The organism is Emticicia aquatilis, assembly GCF_014644295.1.
Taxonomy (GTDB): Bacteria; Bacteroidota; Bacteroidia; order Cytophagales; family Spirosomataceae; genus Emticicia; species Emticicia aquatilis.
Genome location: NZ_BMKK01000013.1, coordinates 157,765 through 180,204, shown reverse-complemented (window position 1 = coordinate 180,204; position 22,440 = coordinate 157,765). Strand labels below are relative to the sequence as shown.

Here is a 22,440-nt window from a genome sequence, read left to right as displayed (position 1 = left end):
CTTGACATAATTTGTCTTTAATTCCATAACGATGTTTTTTTTGTGTATCGCTATTTCAGGACAAGACAAATTTCATATAAACAACGTCGGCATGGCTTTGAGCCATGCCGACGTTAAATAATATTATCTCATAACTCTTATAATCTCACTTTCACGGCCAACAAAAAGTTTGTACCTGCTTGTGGGTAGTAGAAGTTTTCGGTAGTTACTTGTTTATCGTAGATATAGCTGTAAGTATAGCCATTTGATTCGTACAAGTGGTTGAAAATATTATTGACTAATAAACTGAAAGTCAATTCTTTAACGATTTTTGGTTTGATAGAATAACTCGCTCTAATATCATTCACAAAGAATGCATCAAGGCTACGGTTATCGTCCGATGTGTTATCCATAAATTGTTTGCTTACGTATTTTGTCATCCAAGCTAATTCAACGTTTTTCGCAGGTGTGTATATAAGTTGTCCACCACAGATTAGATTTGGCGAAAACGAAATATCGGTTTTAGCATACTTATTAATTTTATCAGCATCACCGTCGTAGTTGACAACCGTTTCTGTAAAATTCTTAATCTTATTTTGACTAAAAGTAGTATTCGCTGCCAATTTCCATTTTTCGGCTAACTTAACAGTTGCTGATAATTCTAAACCAGCACGATAACTTTTAGGAACATTCACCCTAATCGCCTCGCCTACTCCATTTACTTGTCCAGTAAGTACCAATTGGTTTTTGTAATTCATGTAGTAGAAATTCGCATCAAAACTCAATTTTGCTCCTGCCAAACGATAGCCAACCTCTAAATCCTGTAAGTTTTCGGCCAAAGGTGCTTTAGGTGCATTATCCACAAAATCTTGGCGGCTCGGCTCTTTGTTTCCAACTGCATACGACGCATACACCGAAGTAGTTTTACTTACCTGATAGTTCACACCAAACTTCGGATTAAAAAACTTATAATCAGATTTTTGTGTAATATCTTGGCGTTTATCACCAGTCCCTTTCATATCGTAAGCCACTGTTCGGTACTGCAAATCGGCAAAGAAATTCAAGGCTTCTGACACTTGATAATAGCCCTTTGTGTAGATATTGAAATCTGTTTTCAAAGCATTACTTTCGTACCAACGATAACGCATATCAGCCGTAGAAGCATTTTTAGCCCATATGATTTCGCCAAAATGGTCGCCATCGTATTTATTCCAAGCTCCGCCAATGTTTGCCGAAAACTTCTTATTACTTTGATAATCAAATGAGTAAGTTGCTCCATAAAAATCATTATCAAGCCATTTACGACGAATAATATCAGTTTTCTTGAGAGTCGTTGTACCTATCACGACATTTGGCAAACCATAATTTGAATATTTATCTTCTGGCTTAAATTGCTCATAAAAACCTCTTCCTTTGGTATAATGAAGTATCGGGTTGAATGTCCAGTTATTATTTAATTTAAACGAAGAAATCAACTGATAATGGTCTTGTTGATAATCATCGACTTGGTTATCGTAAGTGTATGGGTTAAAGGTTCGGTCAGTTTTCAATAAACTTTCTGGTACACCTTCCCAAGCCTGATATGTTTTTTCTTTCCCCGAAAAAGCATTGAATCGTATGAAATTATTTTTACCATAATACCCTGCCGACACATAAAACGATTTTAGGTCAGAAGAAGCTCGGTCGATGTAGCCATCAGAACTCAGTTTCGATAATCGAGCATCAACTACAAAGTGATTATTCAATAAACCTGTACTGGCCAAAACATTGGTTTTCAGTGTATTGAATGAACCAACCGTAAAATTAGTTTCGCCATAAGCATCTTGTTCGTAGCCTAAAGTATTGATATTGATACTTGCACCAAAAGCACCTGCACCATTGGTCGAAGTTCCTACTCCACGCTGCACCTGAATACTTTGTGCCGACGAAGCAAAATCGGGCATATTTACCCAATATGTTCCTTGCGACTCCGAATCATTATAAGGCACGCCATTGAGTGTTACGTTGATACGAGTCGGGTCAGTACCACGAATACGAATACCAGTATATCCCACGCCCGCACCAGCATCCGAACTCACAACCACCGAAGGTAACTGATTAAGCAAAAACGGCATATCTTGGCCTAAATTCACTTTTTTAATGTCTTTTTGATAAACATTCGTAAACGCCATACCAGTTTTCTGATTGGCACGAGTGGCACTTACCACCACCTCATTGAGCTGTCGAATCGAAGTAGAATCTTGAGCGTTGGCAGTTATTAGAGAACAGTAAACAGTAAGCAGTGAGAAAATGGCAATAAAACTTAATTGTTTTCGAGAAGATGAAAACAAGCGATAACCAATAACTAATAACAAATAACCAGTAACTGATAAACGAAATGTTGTTAATTTTTTCATTGTTTTTGAAAGTTTTAACAACAGGAGAAAGGAGCAAAATCCTGTCGAAACAGCATCAAACACACGAATAAACCGCAAGCTTGCTGTTTTGATTTGACAAAATTTTAAATTGAATAAATTTGAGTACATTCTCGGAAGTCATGACTTTCCTAAAAGTACTCTCTTTCCCTGCGGCGGCATTATCCGTGTACAGGTTCAATGGGTATAATCTCAGCCCGTTATATTAAGGCACCCCTTTTGAGATAAGTTCTGCAAAGTAAACGTTTTTTTAGAAAACTTGTTTATATTAGTGTAGAAATTTATTACAAAAGAAAGTTTACTTTCTCACAAGTTTGTGACTATAAACACTTTACATTTCTATTAATTGTATTAAACAACAAACCCACTAAAAATATATGAGCCAATTTATGGTCGAGTTTGAATTGCCAAACCCATTTCCAGAAAAATTAATTATAAAAATTCCTGCCCAAAGAATGAAAGTAAATCAGCTTTTGGAAGACGGAAAGATACAATCTTACGCCCTTTCGATGGACCGTGACCGTCTTTGGTGTGTAGTCAATGCCGACGATGAATTGGAAGTAATGAGAATCATCGGAGAGTTTCCACTCATCGAATACATGCAACCAACCATCACCGAACTCATGTTTAATAATGCCGTGGTGATGAAAGTCCCCGCTTTTTCTTTGAATTAAAAACCCCATCTCCTAAAGGGGAGCAAGAACTACTATTGTGAATACGTTTTTTAAAAATACGCTTTTAGTTGTTGGCTTAATTAGTCAAATATTTTTGGGCTGCCGACAAACCAATAAACAGGAGTCATACAAAGCCGCCGAGCCAACAACGCAGCTGCCCGAACATAAAGAGAGTCGAAAAGACAAAAAAACACCTGATTATCAATCGAATAAGCAAGGTAAAGTTCCTCAGAAAGTCTATGAAGTGCTGAAGTACATCAAAGAAAATGGCGAAGCTCCCGATGGTTATGTAGGTGGACGTAAATTTGGCAACTACGAAAAACAACTACCTCAAAAAGATGATAATGGTCAAAGAATCAATTACCAAGAGTGGGATGTAAACCCCAAAAAGCAAGGCCGAAATCGAGGTGCAGAACGGCTCGTAACTGGCTCGGATGGCCGAGCCTATTACACCAAAAATCACTATAAGACATTTATTGAAATTGAAACAAAATGATTGCAATTTTCTAATTTTCGGAAATCATTCATTCGTTCATGCACTCATTCATTCATTAATTTTATGCCTAATTTCCTTATAACCAACAATGTAGAAACACTCAGCGGCTATCATATCGCCCAGATAGATGGCCAAAAGGCTCATACACTGAGAGGTTTTTACGAAGAAGTAGCCAAAGCTCTTAGCTTTCCCGAATACTTTGGGTTTAACCTCGACTCTTTCGATGAAATGCTCAATGATTTATCGTGGTTAGAGCAGACAAAAATTGCGATTTACATCACAAATTCAGATTCATTCGTAGAAAAAGAACGCAACCCCGATAAATTGCCGACATTGCTTGATTTGCTCGATGCAACTTGCGAAGATTGGAAATGGATTGACGAAGACGATGAAATCAGTAAAAAGGAATTAATCGTAGCTTTTTCGCCAAGCGAACGCATCACCAAGTTACTTGATAGCCAAGAGATTAGTTATGAGGTAAAATAAAATATTCGCCTATGCTCCAACCATACATACTACGCCAATGGCAATCGGGTGATGAAGAATCGCTCACGAAACATGCCAATAACTACAATATTTGGCGAAATCTGAAAGATATTTTCCCGCATCCTTATACCTCCGACGACGCTCACGGTTGGGTGAGAATTGCTCAAAATTCGCCCGAAACATTTGCTATTGTGGTTGAGAATGAAGCAGTTGGCGGCATTGGTATTTTGCTTAAAGATGATATTTACCGCAAAAATGCCGAAATCGGTTATTGGCTTGGCGAAGCACATTGGGGCAAAGGTATCATCTCATCTGCTATCTCCGAAATTGTTGATTATGCCTTCAAAAACTACGATATTCATCGAATTTACGCTGGCGTTTTTGAATATAACCTCGCCTCCATGCGAGTACTGGAAAAAGCAGGTTTCCATAAAGAAGCCATTTTAAAACAATCGCTTTTCAAGGAAGGAAAACTTTATGATGAACATATTTTTGTAAGATTGAGATAATAAAAAAGCTCAAAATCTTACAAAAATATAGTATTCATTGCCGTCTGCTTTAGCTGACGGTACTTAAATGATTAAACAAATATGACTTTAGTCTAAAGAATATGATTAGACTAAAGTCATATTTGTTCTGTTTTTACAGCTATCCGTCAGCTAAAGCAAACGGCAATGAAAGTTTCTTTGTTCATCCAATATTATTATCTTATTTACAACCTAATCGGAACTTTAACCTCTGTATTATCCCAACGTAAAATCATATCTGCACCGCCTTCGGCTGCTGCAAAATCTATCTTAAATTGTTCGAGTGTTTCGGCAGCTTTTCCAACTGGCACATCAACCCTCAAAACATCACGTTTCTCATCGTAATTTGTTCCCCACTGACCCGTTTCTTCATTCATAATCACCGTCCATTTATCAGCATTCGGAATTGTCCAAAGTGTATATTTTCCTGCTTTCAGAGTTTTATCGCCTACTTTAATGTCTTGTTTTACATCAAAAATAGTTGCCTCGTTTGCTCCAGTACGCCAAACTTGACCATACGGCAATAGTTTCCCGAAAATCTCACGTCCTTTCTTATAAGGTCGGCAATAATCCACTTGTACAGTCAGCCCATTTTGGTCGAATTTGGCAGTTTCGGCCGGACTTTTACTTTTTGTAAAAGTTTTCAAACCAAAGAATGCAACCACCAAAACGGCTGCTACAATCAAAATAATTTTTACGATTTTGTTCATTTTTTAGAGGAGTTTAATTTCTATATCGAAACAACGTATAGTATTAGAATAGTTCAAAAAATACACGACATAATACTTTGTTGTTTGACTACAGCATCCTCGATTCTTGGTCTTAAACTACAAACAAAGCAGTGTTTCTAACTTTTATCAAAAAAAAATCAGAATATCCAATGATTTCCCCTCGAAAAGCGACAAATTTGCATTAAACGAACAGTTTTCAATTTTCAAGTGTTTATATTATTGTGTTGACAGAGCCTTGTCAACTTTGAATTTGTTATAAGGATTTTACAGATGCTCGATATTATTCATTTACTACCAGACTCGATAGCCAATCAGATTGCGGCAGGGGAAGTTGTGCAGCGACCAGCGTCGGTGGTGAAAGAACTTTTGGAAAATTCGATTGATGCCCGTGCCAATAACATACAATTAATTGTGAAAGATGCGGGGCGAACCCTCATTCAGGTGATTGACGACGGTATGGGGATGTCGGCCACTGACGCTCGCATGAGTTTCGAGCGACACGCCACCTCAAAAATCCGTACGGCTGATGACCTCTTTTCGATTTTGACAATGGGCTTTCGTGGCGAAGCGTTGGCTTCGATTGCAGCCATTGCTCAGGTAGAACTTCGTAGCCGACGAATGGTTGATGAAGTTGGCACAATGATTCGCATCGAAGGCTCTGAGCTAAAAAGTCAAGAATCGGTTTCTTGCCCGAAAGGAACGAATTTCCAAGTAAAAAATTTATTTTTCAATGTTCCTGCTCGACGAAACTTCTTGAAGTCGAATCCAGTCGAGATGAAACATATTCTTGACGAGTTCCAACGAGTTTCGTTGGCTCATCCTGAAGTAGCTTTCACACTTTATCATAACGACGTTGAAGTTTATAACCTTCCTGCAGGAAAACTCAGCCGAAGAATTATTGATATTTTCGGAAAAGCCTACCGTGAACAACTGGCAAGCTGCGAAGAAGAAACGCCATTTGTAAATATTTCGGGCTACGTTGGCAAGCCAGAATCGGCAAAAAAAGGTCGTGGCGAACAGTTTTTCTTTGTCAATAAGCGTTTTATTAAGCACAATTATCTTCACCACGCCGTGTTGAGTGCCTTTGATGCAACGATTCCCGAAGGCAGCAGTCCGTTTTATGTTTTGTTTATAGAAATCGACCCATCGCACGTTGACATAAACATTCATCCAACCAAAACCGAGATAAAATTCGACGACGAAAGAGCCGTTTATGCCATTATCCGCTCGGCTGTCAGAAGAGCCATTGGAGTTTATAACCTCACACCTACGATAGATTTTGAGTCGGATATAAATTTCGGAAATCTTACAAATACCAATCGTTTTACCGATTCGCCAAACCCAATCAGTCCGTCGTTTTCGGGTTTATCTGATTTTGAAAATGCTCGACCTTCGTCGCAACAAGGCACATACCAACCTCAACGTGACGATGCTTATCGAGATAGCCGAGATGCTGCCCAACGCAACTTCACGCAATCGAATACCGAAAATTGGCGAAAACTTTTTGATGGTTTGGAAGGTTTCAAACCTAACAACCAAGCCAATCTCGACTTTGAGCCTGAGCCAATGACAATGGGCAGTAAGGCCAATGATATATCGGACGAAAGTCGTAGAATTGCCGAAATCCAAGAAATTACGGCGATTCAGATACAAAATCGTTTCATTGTGGCCCAAGCCAAAAGTGGCATGATGCTCATTGACCAACGAGCGGCCTACGAGCGAATTTTATACGAGAAATATTACAACAATTTAAAGAACAAAAAATCGTTTACTCAACAACTCCTTTTTCCGAAAACCTTAGATTTACAGCCCGCCGATTATCAGTTGGTCATGGAAATCCAAGACGAAATAAAAGCTTTGGGCTTTTCGTTTGAAGAATTTGGGCAACATACCATCAAAATCAATGGTGTTCCGCCCGAAGTACAAGAAGAAAACGAAAAAGAGATTTTTGAGGGTTTAGTACAACAATACAAAACCAATCAGACCGATTTACAATTAGATAGATTAGAAAATGTGGCTCGTTCGTTTTCGAAGCGTTCGTCATCAAAATACATGGGTGAACTCTCGAAGATTGAAATAAACTTGTTGATTCATCAACTTTTCGAGACGGCCGTACCGAGCTATACACCTAATGGTGAACCAATTATGACTATTTTGTCGTTAGACCAATTAGCAGAGTTATTGAACCGCAAACAATAACTCTGAGTTTGACGAAAAAGCTATTTTAACCAACATTACGATATGTATCAAGTTACACCCGTTGTTCGTAACTTATTGATAGCAAATATTGCTGTTTATTTAGTACAGAGTTTCCTAAGAATAGATTTAGCCACAATTTTTGGCTATCATAACTTTTCGCTACACGAAATGGGGCTTTTCAACCCTATTCAGATTTTTACGTATATGTTTCTGCACGGAGGTACAGGACACATATTCAGTAATATGTTCGGTTTATTTATGTTTGGGCCAATGCTCGAACATTTCTTGGGTAGTAAGCGTTTCTTAATATTATACATTGTTTCGGGTGTAGGAGCTTGTTTGCTTCATGGAGTAATCAATCTCTACGAGATATCTCAATTCCCTGTCGATTCGCCAGAGTACACAATGATGATGAGTATTCCGATGGTGGGGGCTTCGGGAGCAATTTTTGGTATGTTGGGGGCTTTTGCCAGATTATTCCCAAATACCGAAATGATAATTTTTCCGCTTCCAATACCCGTAAAAGCAAAATATTTAGTATCTTTATATGCACTTTTCGAGATTTTCTCGGGCATTTATAATATCATGCCAGGGGTTGCACATTTTGCCCACATCGGTGGCTTAATTTTTGGTATATTATTGATTAATTATTGGAACAAAAAGAAAGATAGATTCTATTAATAGTGGCAAGTTTCATTGACGACATAAAGAGTCCATTTAAGAAAGGAAACACATTGGTGCAACTCATGCTCATCAATGCAGGAGTTTTTGTGGCTTTAATTTTGGTTGGCTTTATCTTTTCGTTCTCTCCAAATGGTGGGGTTATCAACAAAATCATCACTGATAATTTTGAATTAATTGCTCCAATCAAACAGTTTGTTAGCAAGCCTTGGACACTCCTTACCTACTGCTTTACGCACTATGGCTTTTTCCATTTGCTCTTCAATATGCTTTCGTTATTTTGGTTCGGAAATCTGGTACAAGAATTTATCGGAAGCAGAAAATTATTGAATATTTACCTCATCGGTGGTATCATCAGCGGTTTGATTTACATAGCAGTATATAACTTATTAGCTTTATCTCCGCAACTCAACAATATTAGTCCAACTGTTTTGGGGGCTTCAGCAGCGGTTTATGCGGTGATGTTTGCGGCAGTTGCCTTACTTCCCGAATATGAGTTTTATCTATTTGGTATCATACTTATCAAAATCAAATATCTCGCTTGGGCTTTCTTGCTAATATCTTTTATAGTTCCAAGTAGCGGAATCTCGCATTTAGGTGGGGCAATCGCTGGTTATTCCTACATTTATTTGTTGCGTCGAGGAACAGATTTAGGTAGCCCAATAGAAGCTGTAAGCGATTGGTGGAGTAATTTGTGGAAGCCAAAACCCCAAGTAAGAATCCCTCAAAGAAAATATAGCGAGTCAACGGTTGCCAATAAAAGTGGCAATAGTACCAAACTTGACCCCAATTACTTCCCTGACCAAGATGAGGTCGATGCTATTTTGGATAAAATAGGCAAATCGGGCTACGAAAGCCTCACAAAAGAAGAAAAACAAAAACTCTACCGAGCAAGCCAAAAGAAAGATTAAAACATTTCTAAAAGGCCATAGACTTCTGAATCATAAAACTGCTTTATCTCTGGTAGTTTAAATGTGAGTTTTTCTACTAATTCTTGAGTTGACGAGTTTCCAAATCTCAACAAAATTACTTTTGGAGGAAAACCATATAAATTCGACATGTCTTCAAAATCTTCATCGAAGGTCACAATTATATAATTATTCTTCTTCGCAAAATTCCAAATCTGAGCGTCTTTAGCAGGCATTTTTAAACCCGAACGACTAACGTGCAGGCACTCTGTAACAGGCTCTAATTTCTTTGCAACTCGATAAGATATGTTTTCATCAAATAGTAATTTCATGCTGCACTAATTAATACCTTCGTATTTTCTCCCCTATGTGCTGCAAAAGCCAATGATGCTAAAATATTTTCACGGGTTAGAGTCGGAAAATCCTCGATAATTTCATCAAAACTCATATCACTTGCTAACCATCCCAATATGTCATCGACAGTAATACGAGTACCTACAATACAAGGTTTCCCGAATCTAATTTCAGGATTGATACTAATATGTTCTTTCCAATTTTGCATACTTTGAGAGCCTTTCTTACAAAAATAGAAAAATCATTTGAAATGACAATTACCTATTTGTTGTTTTCAAAAACCCAACGAAAGCCTCACTAAAGAAGAAAAACAAAAACTCTACCGAGCAAGTCAAAAGAAAGATTAAAATTTCTAAATTTTCCGTACATTTGTAATCTCATTTACACTTCAAAGTCTAAATAATTTGAAGATTAAAGAAGGGTTTTTATTCTGTACGTAAATTTTCCTTCCGAAATCGAACAATTTTAGCTGTACTAAGTTTTAGAAAGACAATCTAACCTTAATTGGTCAAAAGATATGCTCATAACGCCAGGTGAAATACTAAAAAACATCAACATTCCCGCAGATTTACGAAACGTTGACCGTACGAAACTTCCACAAGTAGCCGACGAACTCCGCCAATATATCATCGACATGGTTTCTGTCTATGGTGGACACTTTAGCTCAAGCTTAGGTGTAGTCGAACTTACTGTTGCTTTGCACTATGTTTTTAATACGCCCGACGACCAGCTCGTTTGGGATGTAGGCCACCAAGCTTATGGACACAAAATCTTAACAGGAAGACGTGAGAATTTCCACACTAACCGTGTTTATGGAGGTATCTCTGGTTTTCCGAAAAGAAAAGAAAGTGAATACGATGCTTTTGGCGTAGGTCACTCTTCTACTTCTATTTCGGCGGCAGTCGGAATGGCAGTTGGTTCTAACCATAATGGCGAAAAACAACGCCAGCACATTGCTATCATCGGCGATGGCTCGATGACGGCGGGTATGGCTTTTGAAGGAATGAACCACGCAGGGGCATTGAAAGATGCCAACGTGTTGATTATCCTGAACGATAACTGCATGGCCATCGACCCAAATGTGGGTGCATTGAAAGAGTATTTGACCGATATTACAACCTCAAAAACATACAATAACGTAAAAGATGATGTTTGGCAATTACTCGGCAAAATGAGTACTTTCGGCACGAGTGCCAGAAAGATTGTAGCCAAAATTGAAAATGCCATGAAAGGTGCTTTGTTGAGCCAAAGTAATTTCTTTGAGGCATTAAATCTACGTTATTTCGGCCCGATTGATGGCCACGACATTGACCATTTGGTAAGTGTTTTAGAAGATTTAAAGAATATTCCAGGCCCAAAAATTCTTCACTGCCTAACAGTGAAAGGAAAAGGCTACGCTCCTGCCGAAAAAGAACAAACTAAATGGCATGCTCCTGGACTTTTTGATAAAGTAACGGGCGTAATTCAGAAGAAAGTTTACGATAAGCCAATGCCGCCAAAATACCAAGATGTATTTGGCAATACGATTGTAGAATTGGCCGAAAAGAATGATAAAATCGTAGGTGTAACGCCTGCGATGCCGTCGGGTTCGTCGTTGAATATTATGATGAAAGCCATGCCCGACCGTGCATTTGATGTGGGTATTGCCGAGCAACACGCCGTTACGTTTTCGGCTGGTATGGCTACTCGTGACTTGGTAGTTTATTGCAATATTTACTCAAGCTTCATGCAGCGTGCCTACGACCAAGTGATTCACGATGTGTGTTTGCAGCAACTTCCTGTCATTTTCTGCCTCGACCGTGCGGGTTTTGCGGGTGCTGATGGCCCTACGCATCACGGAGCGTACGACATTGCGTATATGCGTTGTATTCCGCACATGGTGGTGGCTTCGCCAATGAACGAAGAAGAATTGCGTAATTTGATGTACACTTTCCAATTGGAAGAAACTCAAAAACTAAAAACAGCCTTCACGATTCGTTATCCAAGAGGTGAGGGTGTGATGCCAGACTGGAAACGTCCATTCCAAAAACTTGAAATCGGAAAAGGACGTAAAATCAAAGATGGTGAAGAAGTAGCTATTTTAACAATCGGACATATCGGTAATTATGCAGTAAAAGCCTGCGAAATGCTTGAAAAAGAAGGCTTAAATCCTGCTCACTATGATTTAAGATTTGTAAAACCACTCGATGAGGCAATGCTTCACGAAGTTTTCCAAAAATTCGACAGAGTGATAACCGTAGAAGATGGCTGCCTACAAGGTGGTATGGGAAGTGCCGTATTAGAATTTATGATTGATAATGGCTATAATGCCAAAGTAAAACGTTTGGGTATTCCTGACCGCATTGTAGAACACGGCGAGCAAATCGAACTTCAACGTGAATGTGGTTTCGACCACGCGGGTATTGCTAATGCCGTACGTGAATTGGCGGCAAGTGCTGTTTTGATATAAGATTAACTAATAAATCATATAAATAGCATTAACTTAAAGTAATGCTATTTATATGATGACAGTCCTCACATTTTACTCTAATATTTCTATTTCAATGCAATAATTTTATCCTTTAGTTGATGTAGATGCTTTGTTTTTGGACTTTGTTCATCATAAAATACTACATTTTTCGATCGATTTTGTTCTTTCACGACAATTTGATACTGTAATGAATCTGCATATATATCTGCTTTCGGAATCAACTCTGGGAGTTTGAAAAAATTACTTTTTTCCAATAAACCCTCTATTTCTTTTCTTTGTGAGTTAATAAGATTACGAGAATCAACCTTTGCCAATATATCATTAACAAAACCAGCTATACCTCCATTTACTATAACTGTTATTTCCATTGTTATATTTATTAAAAGAAAATAATACTGAGGCCAATTTAATTAAAATTAGCTTCAGTATTACCTTTTTCAGTTATTCGCCTTTATTTTTTACATTTTTTTCGTCGGAGGCATGTTTTTTTAACCATTTAGCCAACTCTTTTGCCTCTTCATCATTTTCATGATTAGCTCTATATTCTTCGAGCTGCATACAACCACAGCAGGTGTGAAAATTACCCTCTACATTATCAGCAAATGTAAAACCTTCTGATAATATTTCAGAACCATCTACGCCTAAAGCAGGTACTACAATTTCTCTGACCGTGAATCTATTTACAACTGCATTCTTATAGTGTACTGGCTTACCATCAGCGACTACAATATCTTTCATTTTTATGGCCAAATTGGCATAAGTTGGATTTACATTTGGTGAAGCCAAAATAGCTCTCAACACAACACTTAATAAATACTGTCCCACTTCCAAAAGAACCTGAGCATCATCTTTTTTTGCAGTATTACGTTCTGATGCAAAAATATCGGCTAAAATATCATAAATAGCTCCTGTAAAAACCTGTGAAATAGCATGAACTTCGTTGGTTACCTCACTCATTTTCAAGTCATTATCCGCATTTCTCAAGCCATTCGGACGTCCTAATGCCAACCCAAACTCTTCGGCCATATCTGCAAGAAAAGTTTTATCATGTAGATTTGCTTTCGTTTGGGCTATAATAGCTTCAACTTGGTCTAATTGCGATAAAGTTAGAAAAATGGCCATTAAATCACCAAAAGATTCATGGAGACCTCCAGCTTGAGGGTTAGGAGAAGTAATCCAGTTTGGTTTCAAACCATCTAAAATCGCATGACCTGTTTCATGAGCTACGATATCAAGAGAACGACAAGTAAAAATCCTTTGTGGTGGATTTGACCCTGGCTTGATAAAATCACCAAACTTTAAGGCTTTTTGCCCTCTCGAATAAAAGGCATTCATAGTATCAGGTAAACCATGAGCAAACACTTGTAATGGTTCTGTGTTAACGGCGGAATTCCATTGCCAAGGAATAGGGTTACCAGTGGATGACAAAGCTCTTTGAACCATTTTTAAAGTCATTTGCACAATAGAAAAAGTATGTACTGCATCAAACTGGTCAGTCCCTGGTGTCTGGATAAAATCACCAAACGCATTAGCAGATACGGGAGGTAATCCTTGACTGGTAATGCGTGAATTACGAGGGCCTGAAGAGATTAAATTTGGCATAAATACTTTACGAATACCTATCTCCGTAACAGACGGGTCTTGTTTCCAAATTAAAACTCGATGCCCATTAAGACGTGGAAACGGAACAGGAATTGGGATTGGCAATCCCGCAGATTTAGTTACTTTGTTCACCTTACGGTGTTGTCGATACTGTTGTGTTGGTGTTGGGACGAAAGCAACTGGAAGACTTTCTTCCTCACCTTTTTGCATCAAACTATTCATGACTGTCGATAAAATTATTATTATGCCTACTCTTAAAAGGTTTTTCGGCAAACACCTATTCATTTGAATGAGCTTTCAAATTTTAAATATTTATTTTTAGTATCATCCAGTATTTTATTTATCGGTTCTCAATTTGATTTAAAGGTACTCTTCGTTATAATTAACTTATCTCTATATTCTTAGTCAACATATTCAGTCTGCTATTTATAGATAATTTTTCTGAACCACCACCAATGTTTTTTCGTTATCTTTGTAAGAAAAAACCGAGCAAAAAAATAGTGAGCAATAAAAAACTGAACGATATTGACCTAACTGGCTACGACCAAATCGAAGTCTTGGGTGCAAGAGAACACAACCTCAAAAACATTGATGTGAGTATTCCACGAAACAAACTGGTGGTTATTACTGGTATTTCGGGAAGTGGGAAATCATCTTTGGCTTTTGATACAATTTATGCCGAAGGTCAACGCCGCTACATGGAGAGTTTTTCGGCGTATGCTCGTAGTTTTATTGGCAATATGGAGCGTCCTGACGTTGATAAAATCAATGGTCTTTCGCCCGTAATTTCTATTGAACAAAAAACTACCTCTAAAAATCCTCGCTCAACGGTTGGTACAACTACCGAAATCTACGATTTCCTTCGTTTGTTTTTTGCTCGTGCGGGCGAAGCTTTTAGCTATATAACTGGCAATAAAATGGTTAAGCAAACGCAAGACCAAATCATTGACCAGATTCTACAACAGTTTGAAAATCAAAAAGTTACTTTACTTGCTCCTATCGTAAAAGGACGTAAAGGGCATTACCGTGAGCTTTTTGTACAAATTGCCAAATTGGGCTATAATAAAGTGCGTGTCGATGGTGAAGTGCTGGATATTAATCCAAAAATGCAACTCGACCGCTATAAGATACACGATATTGAGATTGTCGTTGATAGAGTTATCCCGAAAACGGAAGACCGTTATCGTTTAAGTCAATCAGTCGGTACGGCGTTGAAACAAGGGAAAGGCTCAATGATGCTTTTGGATAGCAAAAACCAAACACAATATTTCTCACAAAATCTCACTGACCCCGAGTCTGGCATTTCTTACGAAGACCCTTCACCGAATAGTTTTTCGTTCAACTCGCCTTACGGTGCTTGTCCGACTTGTAATGGACTGGGTACAATCGAAGAAATTACCGAAGAATCAATTATTCCTGACCGTAGTTTGAGCATCACTCGTGGAGGAATTGCTCCACTGGGTGAATACCGTGATTTATGGATTTTCAAGCAAATTGAGGTAATTTTGAAAGCCTACAAGTCGAATATTGCTACTCCCATTGAAAAGATTCCTGAAGATGCTTTAAAAACGATTCTTTATGGAAGTGAAACGCCGTTGCCAGTTCCTTCAAAAAAATACCCAGGCACAGAATGGAATACGACTTTTGAGGGCGTAATTACTTTCTTGAAGCGTCAGCAAGATTCTGATAATGATAAGATTCAAGACTGGGTACGTGACTTTTTGGTTATCAAAACTTGTCCAGATTGTGAAGGGCAGCGATTGAAAAAAGAATCGCTAAATTTCAAAATCGCACAGAAAAACATTGCCGATTTGGCCGAAATGGACATCAGAGAGTTGGAAGAGTGGTTTACTGATTTGGAAAACCGTTTGTCTGACCGTCAAAATATAATTGCCAAAGAGATTTTGAAGGAAATCAGAAAAAGAATTGGATTTTTGATGGGTATTGGTTTAGATTATCTGACACTCAACCGTCCGCTTCGTACACTTTCGGGTGGAGAATCACAACGGATTCGTTTGGCAACTCAAATCGGTACGCAGTTGGTGGGTGTTTTGTATATTATGGATGAGCCAAGCATTGGCTTGCACCAGCGAGACAACGTAAAGTTGATTCAAGCATTAAAAGATTTACGAGATTTGGGTAATACTGTTTTGGTTGTTGAACACGACAAAGACATGATGCTCGAATCGGATTATATTTTAGATATTGGCCCAGGGGCTGGCCGACACGGTGGAAACATCGTTGGGCGAGGAACGCCACAAGAATTTATCAAAAACCGAAGTACAACTTCTGATTATTTGAGTGGACGAATCAGCATTGAAGTACCGCAAGAACGACGTAAAGGCAATGGTAAATACTTGATAATCAAAGGAGCAACGGGGCATAACTTGAAGAATGTCACCCTGAAACTGCCTTTGGGAAAAATGATTTGTATTACTGGTGTTAGTGGTAGCGGAAAATCTTCTTTGATTCACGAAACTCTTTTTCCTGTGCTGAATAAGCATTTTTATAACTCAAAAAGAGAACCTTTAGCCCATAAAGCTATCGAAGGACTGGAACATCTCGATAAAGTAATTGAGGTTGACCAAAGTCCAATCGGGCGTACGCCACGCAGTAATCCTGCAACTTATACAGGAATGTTTTCGGAGATTCGTACGCTTTTTGCCGAACTTCCCGAAGCTAAAATCAGAGGCTATAAACCTGGGCGTTTTTCGTTCAATGTAAAAGGTGGACGATGCGAAGACTGCGAAGGTGCGGGTATGAAAAAAATCGAGATGGAGTTTTTGCCCGATGTACACGTAGCCTGCGAAACGTGTAAAGGAAAACGATTCAATCGTGAAACTTTGGAGGTACGTTATAAAGGGAAATCCATTGCTGATGTACTGGATATGACCGTTGAGCAAGCCGTTGAGTTTTTTGAGAATATTCCGAAAATCAATCGAAAAGTTCAGATTCTAAATGAAGTTGGTTTGGGGTATATCACACTCGGACAACACGCCACAACTCTTTCGGGAGGAGAAGCTCAACGAGTAAAATTATCGGAAGAATTATCTAAGAAAGACACAGGTAAAACCATTTATATTTTAGATGAGCCAACAACTGGACTTCATTTTAAAGACATTCAGAAACTACTTGAAGTGCTTCAAAAGTTGGCCGATAAGGGTAATACAGTACTGATTATTGAGCATAATTTGGATGTGATAAAAGTAGCCGACCACGTAATTGATATTGGTCCAGAAGGCGGTAGCAAAGGCGGGACAATAGTGGGTGAAGGGACACCTGAACAAGTGGCAAAAGTAAAAGGTAGCTATACTGGTTTTTTCTTGAAAGATGAATTATGACAAGAATCATTTATTGAAAAAGCAACCATTTATAATTTTACTTAATATTTTCATTACCAAACTATTATAAAATACTTATAACAAGTGTAGTAGAAGTCTTATCATTTTATTTTCTTTCGAGGGCCTAAGTCCATCCAACTATTTAGCAAAAAAAAGCGTCAATACGTAAGTAAGACTTAGACAAAATGAAAGAACATTAAAATCAAGTAATCCTATTATACTAAAATAATTACCCAAATGAACATAATTACCGACTTTCTTAATGAGCTAACTACTTTTCTCCGAATAAATGGCTTAATAGACATTATTCGCTCTGGAAATTACAGAGCTTTACTAACTTTTGAGGGGTTCTTGACATTTATATCGCCAATAACACCCTTTATTATCGTTTTTGAGTTTTTATGGTTATTAATGCAGTACCGATTTAGAGCATCTGTTTATAAAATAACATTTCTCATCATTCTGACTAACAGAATCATGAGTAGGTTAATTGGTATCTCGGTGCTTGTCCTAACAATCGGGATATTCCAAAAATATGCTATTATTCATACGACACTTACTTGGTATTGGTTTATTTATGGTTATTTGGTCTATGAACTTAACAATTTTATCCGCCATTATCTTACTCATAAAGTGCGTTTATTGTGGTGTTTCCATTCGGTACATCACTCGCCCGAAGACCTCAATTCGTCAGTAACACTCACTACTTTTTTTGTAGAAAATCTTTATACTGAGTTCTTTGCAGCCATGTTTTGCATGGTTCTGGGCGTACAACCGCTCATGCTTTTTGCAATCATGATTTTCGATAGTATATGGGGAGCGTTCGTACATGTAAGTGAAAGTACAATGAAAAATGCCAGACTGGGTTTCTTAGAAAAATTCATTCTGACACCTTCACACCATCGAGTACACCACGGACGAAATCATCTTTATATGGATACTAATTTTTGTTCTATTATCAACGTTTGGGATATTGTTTTTAGAACTTATCAGGAAGAAGAAGAAGAAATTCCTGTTGATTATGGTATCACTCGCCCAATGGACTCAAATAATTTTGTTGATGTCTATTTTGGAGAGATTGTAAGTCTGTGGCATGATGTTATTGCAGCACCGGGATTAAAAAACAAAATTGCATATATTTTTATGCCCCCAGGTTGGAGCCACACGGGTAAATATGAAACCGCTAAAACATTACGAAATCAAGCATTGAATGAATTGAAAAAATAAAGTAGTTATATAGCTTCGTATCGGCCGATACGAAGCTATATAAATTTTACTCTCTATTTCTTACCTCCAGCAAAATCTTTTCTACTTCTTTTCTTACTTGACTTGTCGGCTTCGTAAAGTTATTGTTCATTAAGCTGAAAAGTATTGTTTTACCCTTCTTCGTAATTAAATATCCACTTAGGTTATAAACTCCACTCAGTGAGCCAGATTTTGCAAAAACAAATGGTTCGCTTTCAGTTTTAAACATATTTCTTACAGTTCCGCTCTTTCCGCCATTAGCCATAATCGAAAATAGTTTTTCTTGCGGAAGTTCGGCATGGATTTTCTCCAATAATTTGATAATAGAACGGGGCGTAAATAAATTATACCGTGAAAGCCCCGAACCATCTACCCATTTAGGAGCATCGGGAAGGTCTTGCAAATGCTTTTCTTTGATTGATTTGATGGCAAAAGAAGAATTGATAGAGTCTTTCAAAGTAGTGCCACAAAGCAACAATAACTGCTCAGCCAACATGTTATCACTTTCTTGCATCATCAAGCGATACACAGGCTCTGTGGGCATACTATAAAGCGTTTTTGCAGTCGCTGTAACTGGTATTTTCAATAAATTCACATTTCTACGAAGCGTATCAATGAGCAATTGCTGTGTTAAGCCTGTTGAAGTTTTATAAGGAATATCTTGTTGATAACCTGATTTTGTCAAAAGTGATTTTGGTAGAAGAAACTGATTATCTGCTGCCGTTCTTTCTATTTCAGTACCCGTGTCTTTCTTATAAAAACTATTATCAAAAATACTTGGTTGAGGTTTTGCTTCGCCGTTTTCGATTTTAGTTCTTACAATGTTTCCGTACATCGGTAATGGTGACATTTCTACGGTGTAATAACTGCTGTAATCATCCCAAGCCCAACCTGCTCCGAAGTATGGGTTAGTAAAATTTCCATCTGAAAAATAGAATCTCTTACTACGCTTATATGATTTCAAGAAATCGAAGGTTTTGGTACTTGTAAGGTCTGGGTGGAAGAAAGTTGGGTCGCCAGTTCCCCAAAAAATTAAAGAATCGCTTTTGATTTCGTAGCGAAGTGCAGGAATCGAATCGCCGAGTGTCTTTAGGCAGGCATAAAAAGTGAATAATTTAGTATTTGATGCTGGTGTAAAATAGCGATTAGAGTTCCGCTCAAAAATCATTTTCTGTTCGCTCAAATCATATAAAGCCATGCCTGTCATGCTTTGCGACAAAACACTTGAGGTGTCGAGCATTTTTGCATAAGGCGATTTACTTGATATATTTTGAGTTGTTTTACACGAAAGCCCAACGAATGCTACTAAAGATATAAATAAAATTTTACGCATAATTTTTACTTTGATTTGTATGCCACAATTTACAGAAAATTATAAAAACAAAAACCGTAGAAGCTCAAATTTAGAACTTCTACGGTTAAAATATATTGGTTTTATTATTTATTCACCACAAAACGTTTCACAACGATTCCGCTTTCGGTATGTAGTCTTACTATGTACGTACCCGTAGTAAGGTCTCTTAAATCAATTTTTTGGTTGAAAGTACTTACATCTGCCAAAAACTCTCTGTCCATTACTTTTACGCCTTTAGAGCTAATAACTTCCATTTTTACTGGCCCTGGTTTTTGTAAACTTGTCGAAATCAAAATCTCGTCTGGACTTGGATTTGGCGAAAGCGTCAATACTCTCTCAGATGTTTGTTCAGTAGCCAAAATTGGTGGTGGCGGCGGCACTTGTACTTTTAGGTTATCAATTACCCAACCCCAGCCGTAAGTAAGTTCATCGGCAAATAATCTGAAACGAATCAAAATTACATCACCGCCAAGAAAATCTCCACTTGATAACATCTTGATTGTATGACTCTTATACAAAGCCGAAGTAGCTGTGCCTTTTGAATCTGAAGTTTGATATGATTTTCCATCAGAACCAATGAATGTACCATTTGCTCCACTACTATTGAATGCTTTTGTCCAGTTGGCATCTCTCGAAGCATCATAACCATCTTCAAAAGGAATCCAAGAAAGACCACCATCATAAGAGCCTTCAACAACAACATAATCATAAAAATCCGAGTCGCCAAATACTGAGCCAGTTTCGCCTGGCTCTACCAAAGCTACTTCATCAAAAGTAATTGTTGCCGAGTCTAAATCTTGTTTTACTTCGATAGGATAACGCAACAATGCAATCGTATTTGATTGTAAATCTTCGTTTCCACCGTTTTTGTATGGGTGAGCCGAGTGTAAAGCACCATTTGTAAAGCCAGTTGGTGTGGCAACTCCCCATCCACCTATTGCAGCAAAATCATCACTGGCTGCATCGAAGTTGTTTGTATAAACTCGAACTGGCGTTTGGGTTTTTAAATCACTCACTATAAACTCAAAGTAATCAGGCGTTGGTGTTACGTTTGTTCCTGGCGTATTCAAATATGCAGGTAAGATAGTCTTATTTTTATTTTTTGACTTATCAATCGCTACAATCCTATAAAGCACACGGTCATTTTGTTTTAGTGTACCAAAAGGTGTTTTGGCTAAATAAGCAAATACATCATTACGGCCTTGTGAATAAGATTTATCATCAGTAGCAGCGTTGTATTTTTTTATACCAAAAGGTTTTTGGTCAACACCATTAAGCTTATATTCGACATAAACCGTATCAATACCATGCTCAAAGTTATCTTCGATGTTAGCAAAAATATCTGGAAGACCCGTTGTTGGTACTACCGTTGGTGGGTTTGTTGTTACGAAAGGGGGTGAAGTATCGGCTGTACCTACACTGAAGCCGTAGTACCCTTTAGTTGGGGCCTCAGCCGGAGATGTATTCTTACGTTTAAAATTATCATCAACCGTCAAATAATAACGAATGATGGCAGCAGCCTTCGTAACTGGAATATCAGCAGTATATTCGTTTGTTGTACCAACTCGAACCATATTGATAGGCTTAGCATTGGTCATAAGGGTATCATTTTCGGTATAAAACACCTTTGCACTTCCTGCTACCAATGTCGTATCGCTCGTAATGGTAGCCTTGATGGTTACTTTACTAACCGAGTTTTCGATATTTTTTACTCTTGTGTGTATCAATGATGTACTTTTCCAACCCATATCGGCAAAAATACCTTTCACGATTGGGCCGGGGTCTCTGATTACTTCACGCAAACTCGCCGCCGATGTCATCAATGAATTTTCGTTTCCAGAAGGATAAGTTGCATCGTTTACGTGCGAAATACTTGAGCCTCCTTGATAATTATTAGGAGCATAAATTTTAGCTTTTACATCTTTATTTGCTGCTGTTGCAGTAGGACTATTGAAAAATAAGTTGTCACTAACCATTTGGTCTTTTAACTGAACCGATGGGTTTGCAAAATTGGCTGTACTAATCAATTGTTGTGTACTTCCATTCTCAACAAAGTGGTCATAAGCAAACGGAGAACTTGTACCAAAACCCCACGAACCTGTATTCCCTACTACGCCTGTCGAACTAACAGGTACACGAAGCGAAGAAGTAAAACCCAATCCATGACATAATTCGTGCAAAACAACGGACGTAAAATCAAATTGATTGGCACCTGGAGCAGCTACACCTAAATACCACGGTGCTGAACTATTAAACTCAGCCGTAATATCGGGGTCGTTAACCGAATTTAGTTCTTGGCCCGCCAATTTCTCAGCCAAAGCCATTGGATACCAAGTACCTGCTTTGATTTGCCCAGGAAAATTACGAGTAAAGTCAGCGGGTGAGGCTTGACCTAAGATTGTATTTCCACTATTACCGCTATCAATGGCACGCCAAGTGGCAGTAATACGAATTGGCACTGGCGAGCTAATTAAGTTTGCCCAAATATCAACAGCTGCTTGAAATGATTTTTGTGCCGCAGGAGAAAAACCATTGTACGTAACAATAAAAGTTGCTTTAGCTGCCGTACCACGGGCTTTCTGGCCTTTCAGAGCTTCTTCTACTTCTTTCGCCATAGGCACATAAGTATTGGCATCTTCAAAGTTTCCCGGACACACAATCATCTTTCCCTTCATAAATTCAATTTTATCGGGGTTCGATGGGGTTATGTCTTCATGGCGTGGTTTGGCCATTTTTTGGGCAAAAACTGACATTACCACCAGAAGTAATAGGCCAGAAAGGTAAATTTTTCTCATAATTCTTAAATTAATCGTCTGTTTGTCAGGATTTAAAAAATATACGTAATTTGTGGCAATAGGGTTGCTCATCAATTATTTCACAAGTTATCAAATCTAACGAAAAAACTAATACTTTTGTTGAATGAATATCTGTAAATAAAGATAAAACCAATGTTTTTGTAGCCCAATGAATCAAACAAAA

At 38.1% G+C, this 22,440-nt stretch carries 18 protein-coding genes; 10 read left to right on the top strand and 8 right to left on the bottom strand.

Annotated elements, in window-relative coordinates:
* Nucleotides 1–137: 137 nt before the first annotated feature.
* On the bottom strand, nucleotides 138–2,375 hold the full coding sequence (locus IEX65_RS24180; RefSeq protein WP_188770253.1) for a TonB-dependent receptor: 2,238 nt from the start codon (nucleotides 2,373–2,375) through the stop codon (nucleotides 138–140).
* A gap of 395 nt (nucleotides 2,376–2,770) precedes the next feature.
* Between IEX65_RS24180 and IEX65_RS24175 the strand changes: the two genes are divergently transcribed.
* The 4 genes from IEX65_RS24175 (at nucleotide 2,771) to IEX65_RS24160 (ending at nucleotide 4,558) form a co-directional block, all read left to right on the top strand.
* Nucleotides 2,771–3,067 (top strand): muconolactone Delta-isomerase family protein, encoded by a 297-nt coding sequence (locus IEX65_RS24175; protein ID WP_188770251.1) that lies wholly within the window; start codon nucleotides 2,771–2,773, stop codon nucleotides 3,065–3,067.
* A gap of 37 nt (nucleotides 3,068–3,104) precedes the next feature.
* Complete coding sequence (locus IEX65_RS24170) at nucleotides 3,105–3,563, top strand: guanyl-specific ribonuclease (RefSeq protein ID WP_229250869.1); 459 nt, start codon at nucleotides 3,105–3,107, stop codon at nucleotides 3,561–3,563.
* A 63-nt stretch (nucleotides 3,564–3,626) separates the two neighbouring features.
* A complete protein-coding gene (locus IEX65_RS24165) occupies nucleotides 3,627–4,049 on the top strand; it encodes a barstar family protein (RefSeq protein WP_188770249.1) in 423 nt (140 codons plus the stop codon).
* 11 nt (nucleotides 4,050–4,060) lie between these two features.
* Complete coding sequence (locus IEX65_RS24160; protein ID WP_188770247.1) at nucleotides 4,061–4,558, top strand: GNAT family N-acetyltransferase; 498 nt, start codon at nucleotides 4,061–4,063, stop codon at nucleotides 4,556–4,558.
* Between the two features lie 203 nt (nucleotides 4,559–4,761).
* Here the strand turns inward: IEX65_RS24160 and IEX65_RS24155 are convergent, their stop codons facing one another.
* Nucleotides 4,762–5,286 carry a DUF2911 domain-containing protein gene (locus tag IEX65_RS24155; protein ID WP_188770244.1) on the bottom strand — a complete coding sequence of 175 codons (525 nt, stop codon included), beginning with the start codon at nucleotides 5,284–5,286 and terminating at the stop codon, nucleotides 4,762–4,764.
* A gap of 291 nt (nucleotides 5,287–5,577) precedes the next feature.
* Between IEX65_RS24155 and mutL the strand changes: the two genes are divergently transcribed.
* From mutL to IEX65_RS24140, 3 genes are read left to right on the top strand one after another with little or no spacing between them, the layout of a single operon-like run.
* Nucleotides 5,578–7,506 carry a DNA mismatch repair endonuclease MutL gene (gene mutL / locus IEX65_RS24150; RefSeq protein WP_188770242.1) on the top strand — a complete coding sequence of 643 codons (1,929 nt, stop codon included), beginning with the start codon at nucleotides 5,578–5,580 and terminating at the stop codon, nucleotides 7,504–7,506.
* Nucleotides 7,507–7,548: 42 nt separating this feature from the next.
* Nucleotides 7,549–8,187, top strand: coding sequence for a rhomboid family intramembrane serine protease (locus IEX65_RS24145; RefSeq protein ID WP_188770240.1), 639 nt, complete (start codon nucleotides 7,549–7,551; stop codon nucleotides 8,185–8,187).
* Between the two features lie 2 nt (nucleotides 8,188–8,189).
* The gene (locus IEX65_RS24140) at nucleotides 8,190–9,098 is read left to right on the top strand and encodes a rhomboid family protein (RefSeq protein WP_188770238.1); all 909 of its coding nucleotides are present in this window, start codon (nucleotides 8,190–8,192) and stop codon (nucleotides 9,096–9,098) included.
* Here IEX65_RS24140 and IEX65_RS24135 read toward each other — a convergent pair.
* Both IEX65_RS24135 and IEX65_RS24130 read right to left on the bottom strand, forming a co-directional pair.
* Nucleotides 9,095–9,427: a DUF5615 family PIN-like protein gene (locus IEX65_RS24135; protein ID WP_188770236.1), complete on the bottom strand. Its 333-nt coding sequence runs from the start codon at nucleotides 9,425–9,427 to the stop codon at nucleotides 9,095–9,097. The genes IEX65_RS24140 and IEX65_RS24135 overlap by 4 nt on opposite strands.
* A complete protein-coding gene (locus IEX65_RS24130) occupies nucleotides 9,424–9,657 on the bottom strand; it encodes a DUF433 domain-containing protein (RefSeq protein ID WP_188770234.1) in 234 nt (77 codons plus the stop codon). The genes IEX65_RS24135 and IEX65_RS24130 overlap by 4 nt, the downstream gene beginning before the upstream one ends.
* Before the next feature lie 309 nt (nucleotides 9,658–9,966).
* Between IEX65_RS24130 and dxs the strand changes: the two genes are divergently transcribed.
* Nucleotides 9,967–11,898, top strand: a complete 1,932-nt coding sequence (gene dxs / locus IEX65_RS24125; protein WP_188770232.1) for a 1-deoxy-D-xylulose-5-phosphate synthase — start codon at nucleotides 9,967–9,969, stop codon at nucleotides 11,896–11,898.
* An 86-nt stretch (nucleotides 11,899–11,984) separates the two neighbouring features.
* Here dxs and IEX65_RS24120 read toward each other — a convergent pair whose 3' ends face one another.
* On the bottom strand, nucleotides 11,985–12,287 hold the full coding sequence (locus IEX65_RS24120; RefSeq protein ID WP_188770230.1) for a protealysin inhibitor emfourin: 303 nt from the start codon (nucleotides 12,285–12,287) through the stop codon (nucleotides 11,985–11,987).
* 73 nt (nucleotides 12,288–12,360) lie between these two features.
* Nucleotides 12,361–13,794: a gluzincin family metallopeptidase gene (locus tag IEX65_RS24115; protein WP_188770228.1), complete on the bottom strand. Its 1,434-nt coding sequence runs from the start codon at nucleotides 13,792–13,794 to the stop codon at nucleotides 12,361–12,363.
* Nucleotides 13,795–13,976: 182 nt separating this feature from the next.
* Between IEX65_RS24115 and uvrA the strand changes: the two genes are divergently transcribed.
* Nucleotides 13,977–16,862: an excinuclease ABC subunit UvrA gene (uvrA, locus tag IEX65_RS24110; RefSeq protein ID WP_229250867.1), complete on the top strand. Its 2,886-nt coding sequence runs from the start codon at nucleotides 13,977–13,979 to the stop codon at nucleotides 16,860–16,862.
* A gap of 237 nt (nucleotides 16,863–17,099) precedes the next feature.
* Entirely contained in the window at nucleotides 17,100–18,089 is a 990-nt protein-coding gene (locus IEX65_RS24105) for a sterol desaturase family protein (protein ID WP_188770223.1), read from the top strand.
* Between the two features lie 46 nt (nucleotides 18,090–18,135).
* Here IEX65_RS24105 and IEX65_RS24100 read toward each other — a convergent pair whose 3' ends face one another.
* Both IEX65_RS24100 and IEX65_RS24095 read right to left on the bottom strand, forming a co-directional pair.
* Nucleotides 18,136–19,440, bottom strand: coding sequence for a D-alanyl-D-alanine carboxypeptidase/D-alanyl-D-alanine-endopeptidase (locus IEX65_RS24100; RefSeq protein WP_188770222.1), 1,305 nt, complete (start codon nucleotides 19,438–19,440; stop codon nucleotides 18,136–18,138).
* Between the two features lie 104 nt (nucleotides 19,441–19,544).
* Entirely contained in the window at nucleotides 19,545–22,256 is a 2,712-nt protein-coding gene (locus IEX65_RS24095) for a T9SS type A sorting domain-containing protein (RefSeq protein ID WP_188770220.1), read from the bottom strand.
* Nucleotides 22,257–22,440 lie beyond the last annotated feature (184 nt).

Bases quoted from the DNA above. Each gene is read 5' to 3' on its own strand.
- uvrA (WP_229250867.1), top strand. From the start codon at position 13,977: ATGTTTTTTCGTTATCTTTGTAAGAAAAAACCGAGCAAAAAAATAGTG.
- IEX65_RS24145 (WP_188770240.1), top strand. From the start codon at position 7,549: ATGTATCAAGTTACACCCGTTGTTCGTAACTTATTGATAGCAAATATT.
- IEX65_RS24135 (WP_188770236.1), bottom strand. From the start codon at position 9,427: ATGAAATTACTATTTGATGAAAACATATCTTATCGAGTTGCAAAGAAA.
- IEX65_RS24175 (WP_188770251.1), top strand. From the start codon at position 2,771: ATGAGCCAATTTATGGTCGAGTTTGAATTGCCAAACCCATTTCCAGAA.
- IEX65_RS24130 (WP_188770234.1), bottom strand. From the start codon at position 9,657: ATGCAAAATTGGAAAGAACATATTAGTATCAATCCTGAAATTAGATTC.
- IEX65_RS24095 (WP_188770220.1), bottom strand. From the start codon at position 22,256: ATGAGAAAAATTTACCTTTCTGGCCTATTACTTCTGGTGGTAATGTCA.
- IEX65_RS24155 (WP_188770244.1), bottom strand. From the start codon at position 5,286: ATGAACAAAATCGTAAAAATTATTTTGATTGTAGCAGCCGTTTTGGTG.
- IEX65_RS24120 (WP_188770230.1), bottom strand. From the start codon at position 12,287: ATGGAAATAACAGTTATAGTAAATGGAGGTATAGCTGGTTTTGTTAAT.
- IEX65_RS24160 (WP_188770247.1), top strand. From the start codon at position 4,061: ATGCTCCAACCATACATACTACGCCAATGGCAATCGGGTGATGAAGAA.
- IEX65_RS24165 (WP_188770249.1), top strand. From the start codon at position 3,627: ATGCCTAATTTCCTTATAACCAACAATGTAGAAACACTCAGCGGCTAT.
- mutL (WP_188770242.1), top strand. From the start codon at position 5,578: ATGCTCGATATTATTCATTTACTACCAGACTCGATAGCCAATCAGATT.
- dxs (WP_188770232.1), top strand. From the start codon at position 9,967: ATGCTCATAACGCCAGGTGAAATACTAAAAAACATCAACATTCCCGCA.
- IEX65_RS24180 (WP_188770253.1), bottom strand. From the start codon at position 2,375: ATGAAAAAATTAACAACATTTCGTTTATCAGTTACTGGTTATTTGTTA.
- IEX65_RS24100 (WP_188770222.1), bottom strand. From the start codon at position 19,440: ATGCGTAAAATTTTATTTATATCTTTAGTAGCATTCGTTGGGCTTTCG.
- IEX65_RS24105 (WP_188770223.1), top strand. From the start codon at position 17,100: ATGAACATAATTACCGACTTTCTTAATGAGCTAACTACTTTTCTCCGA.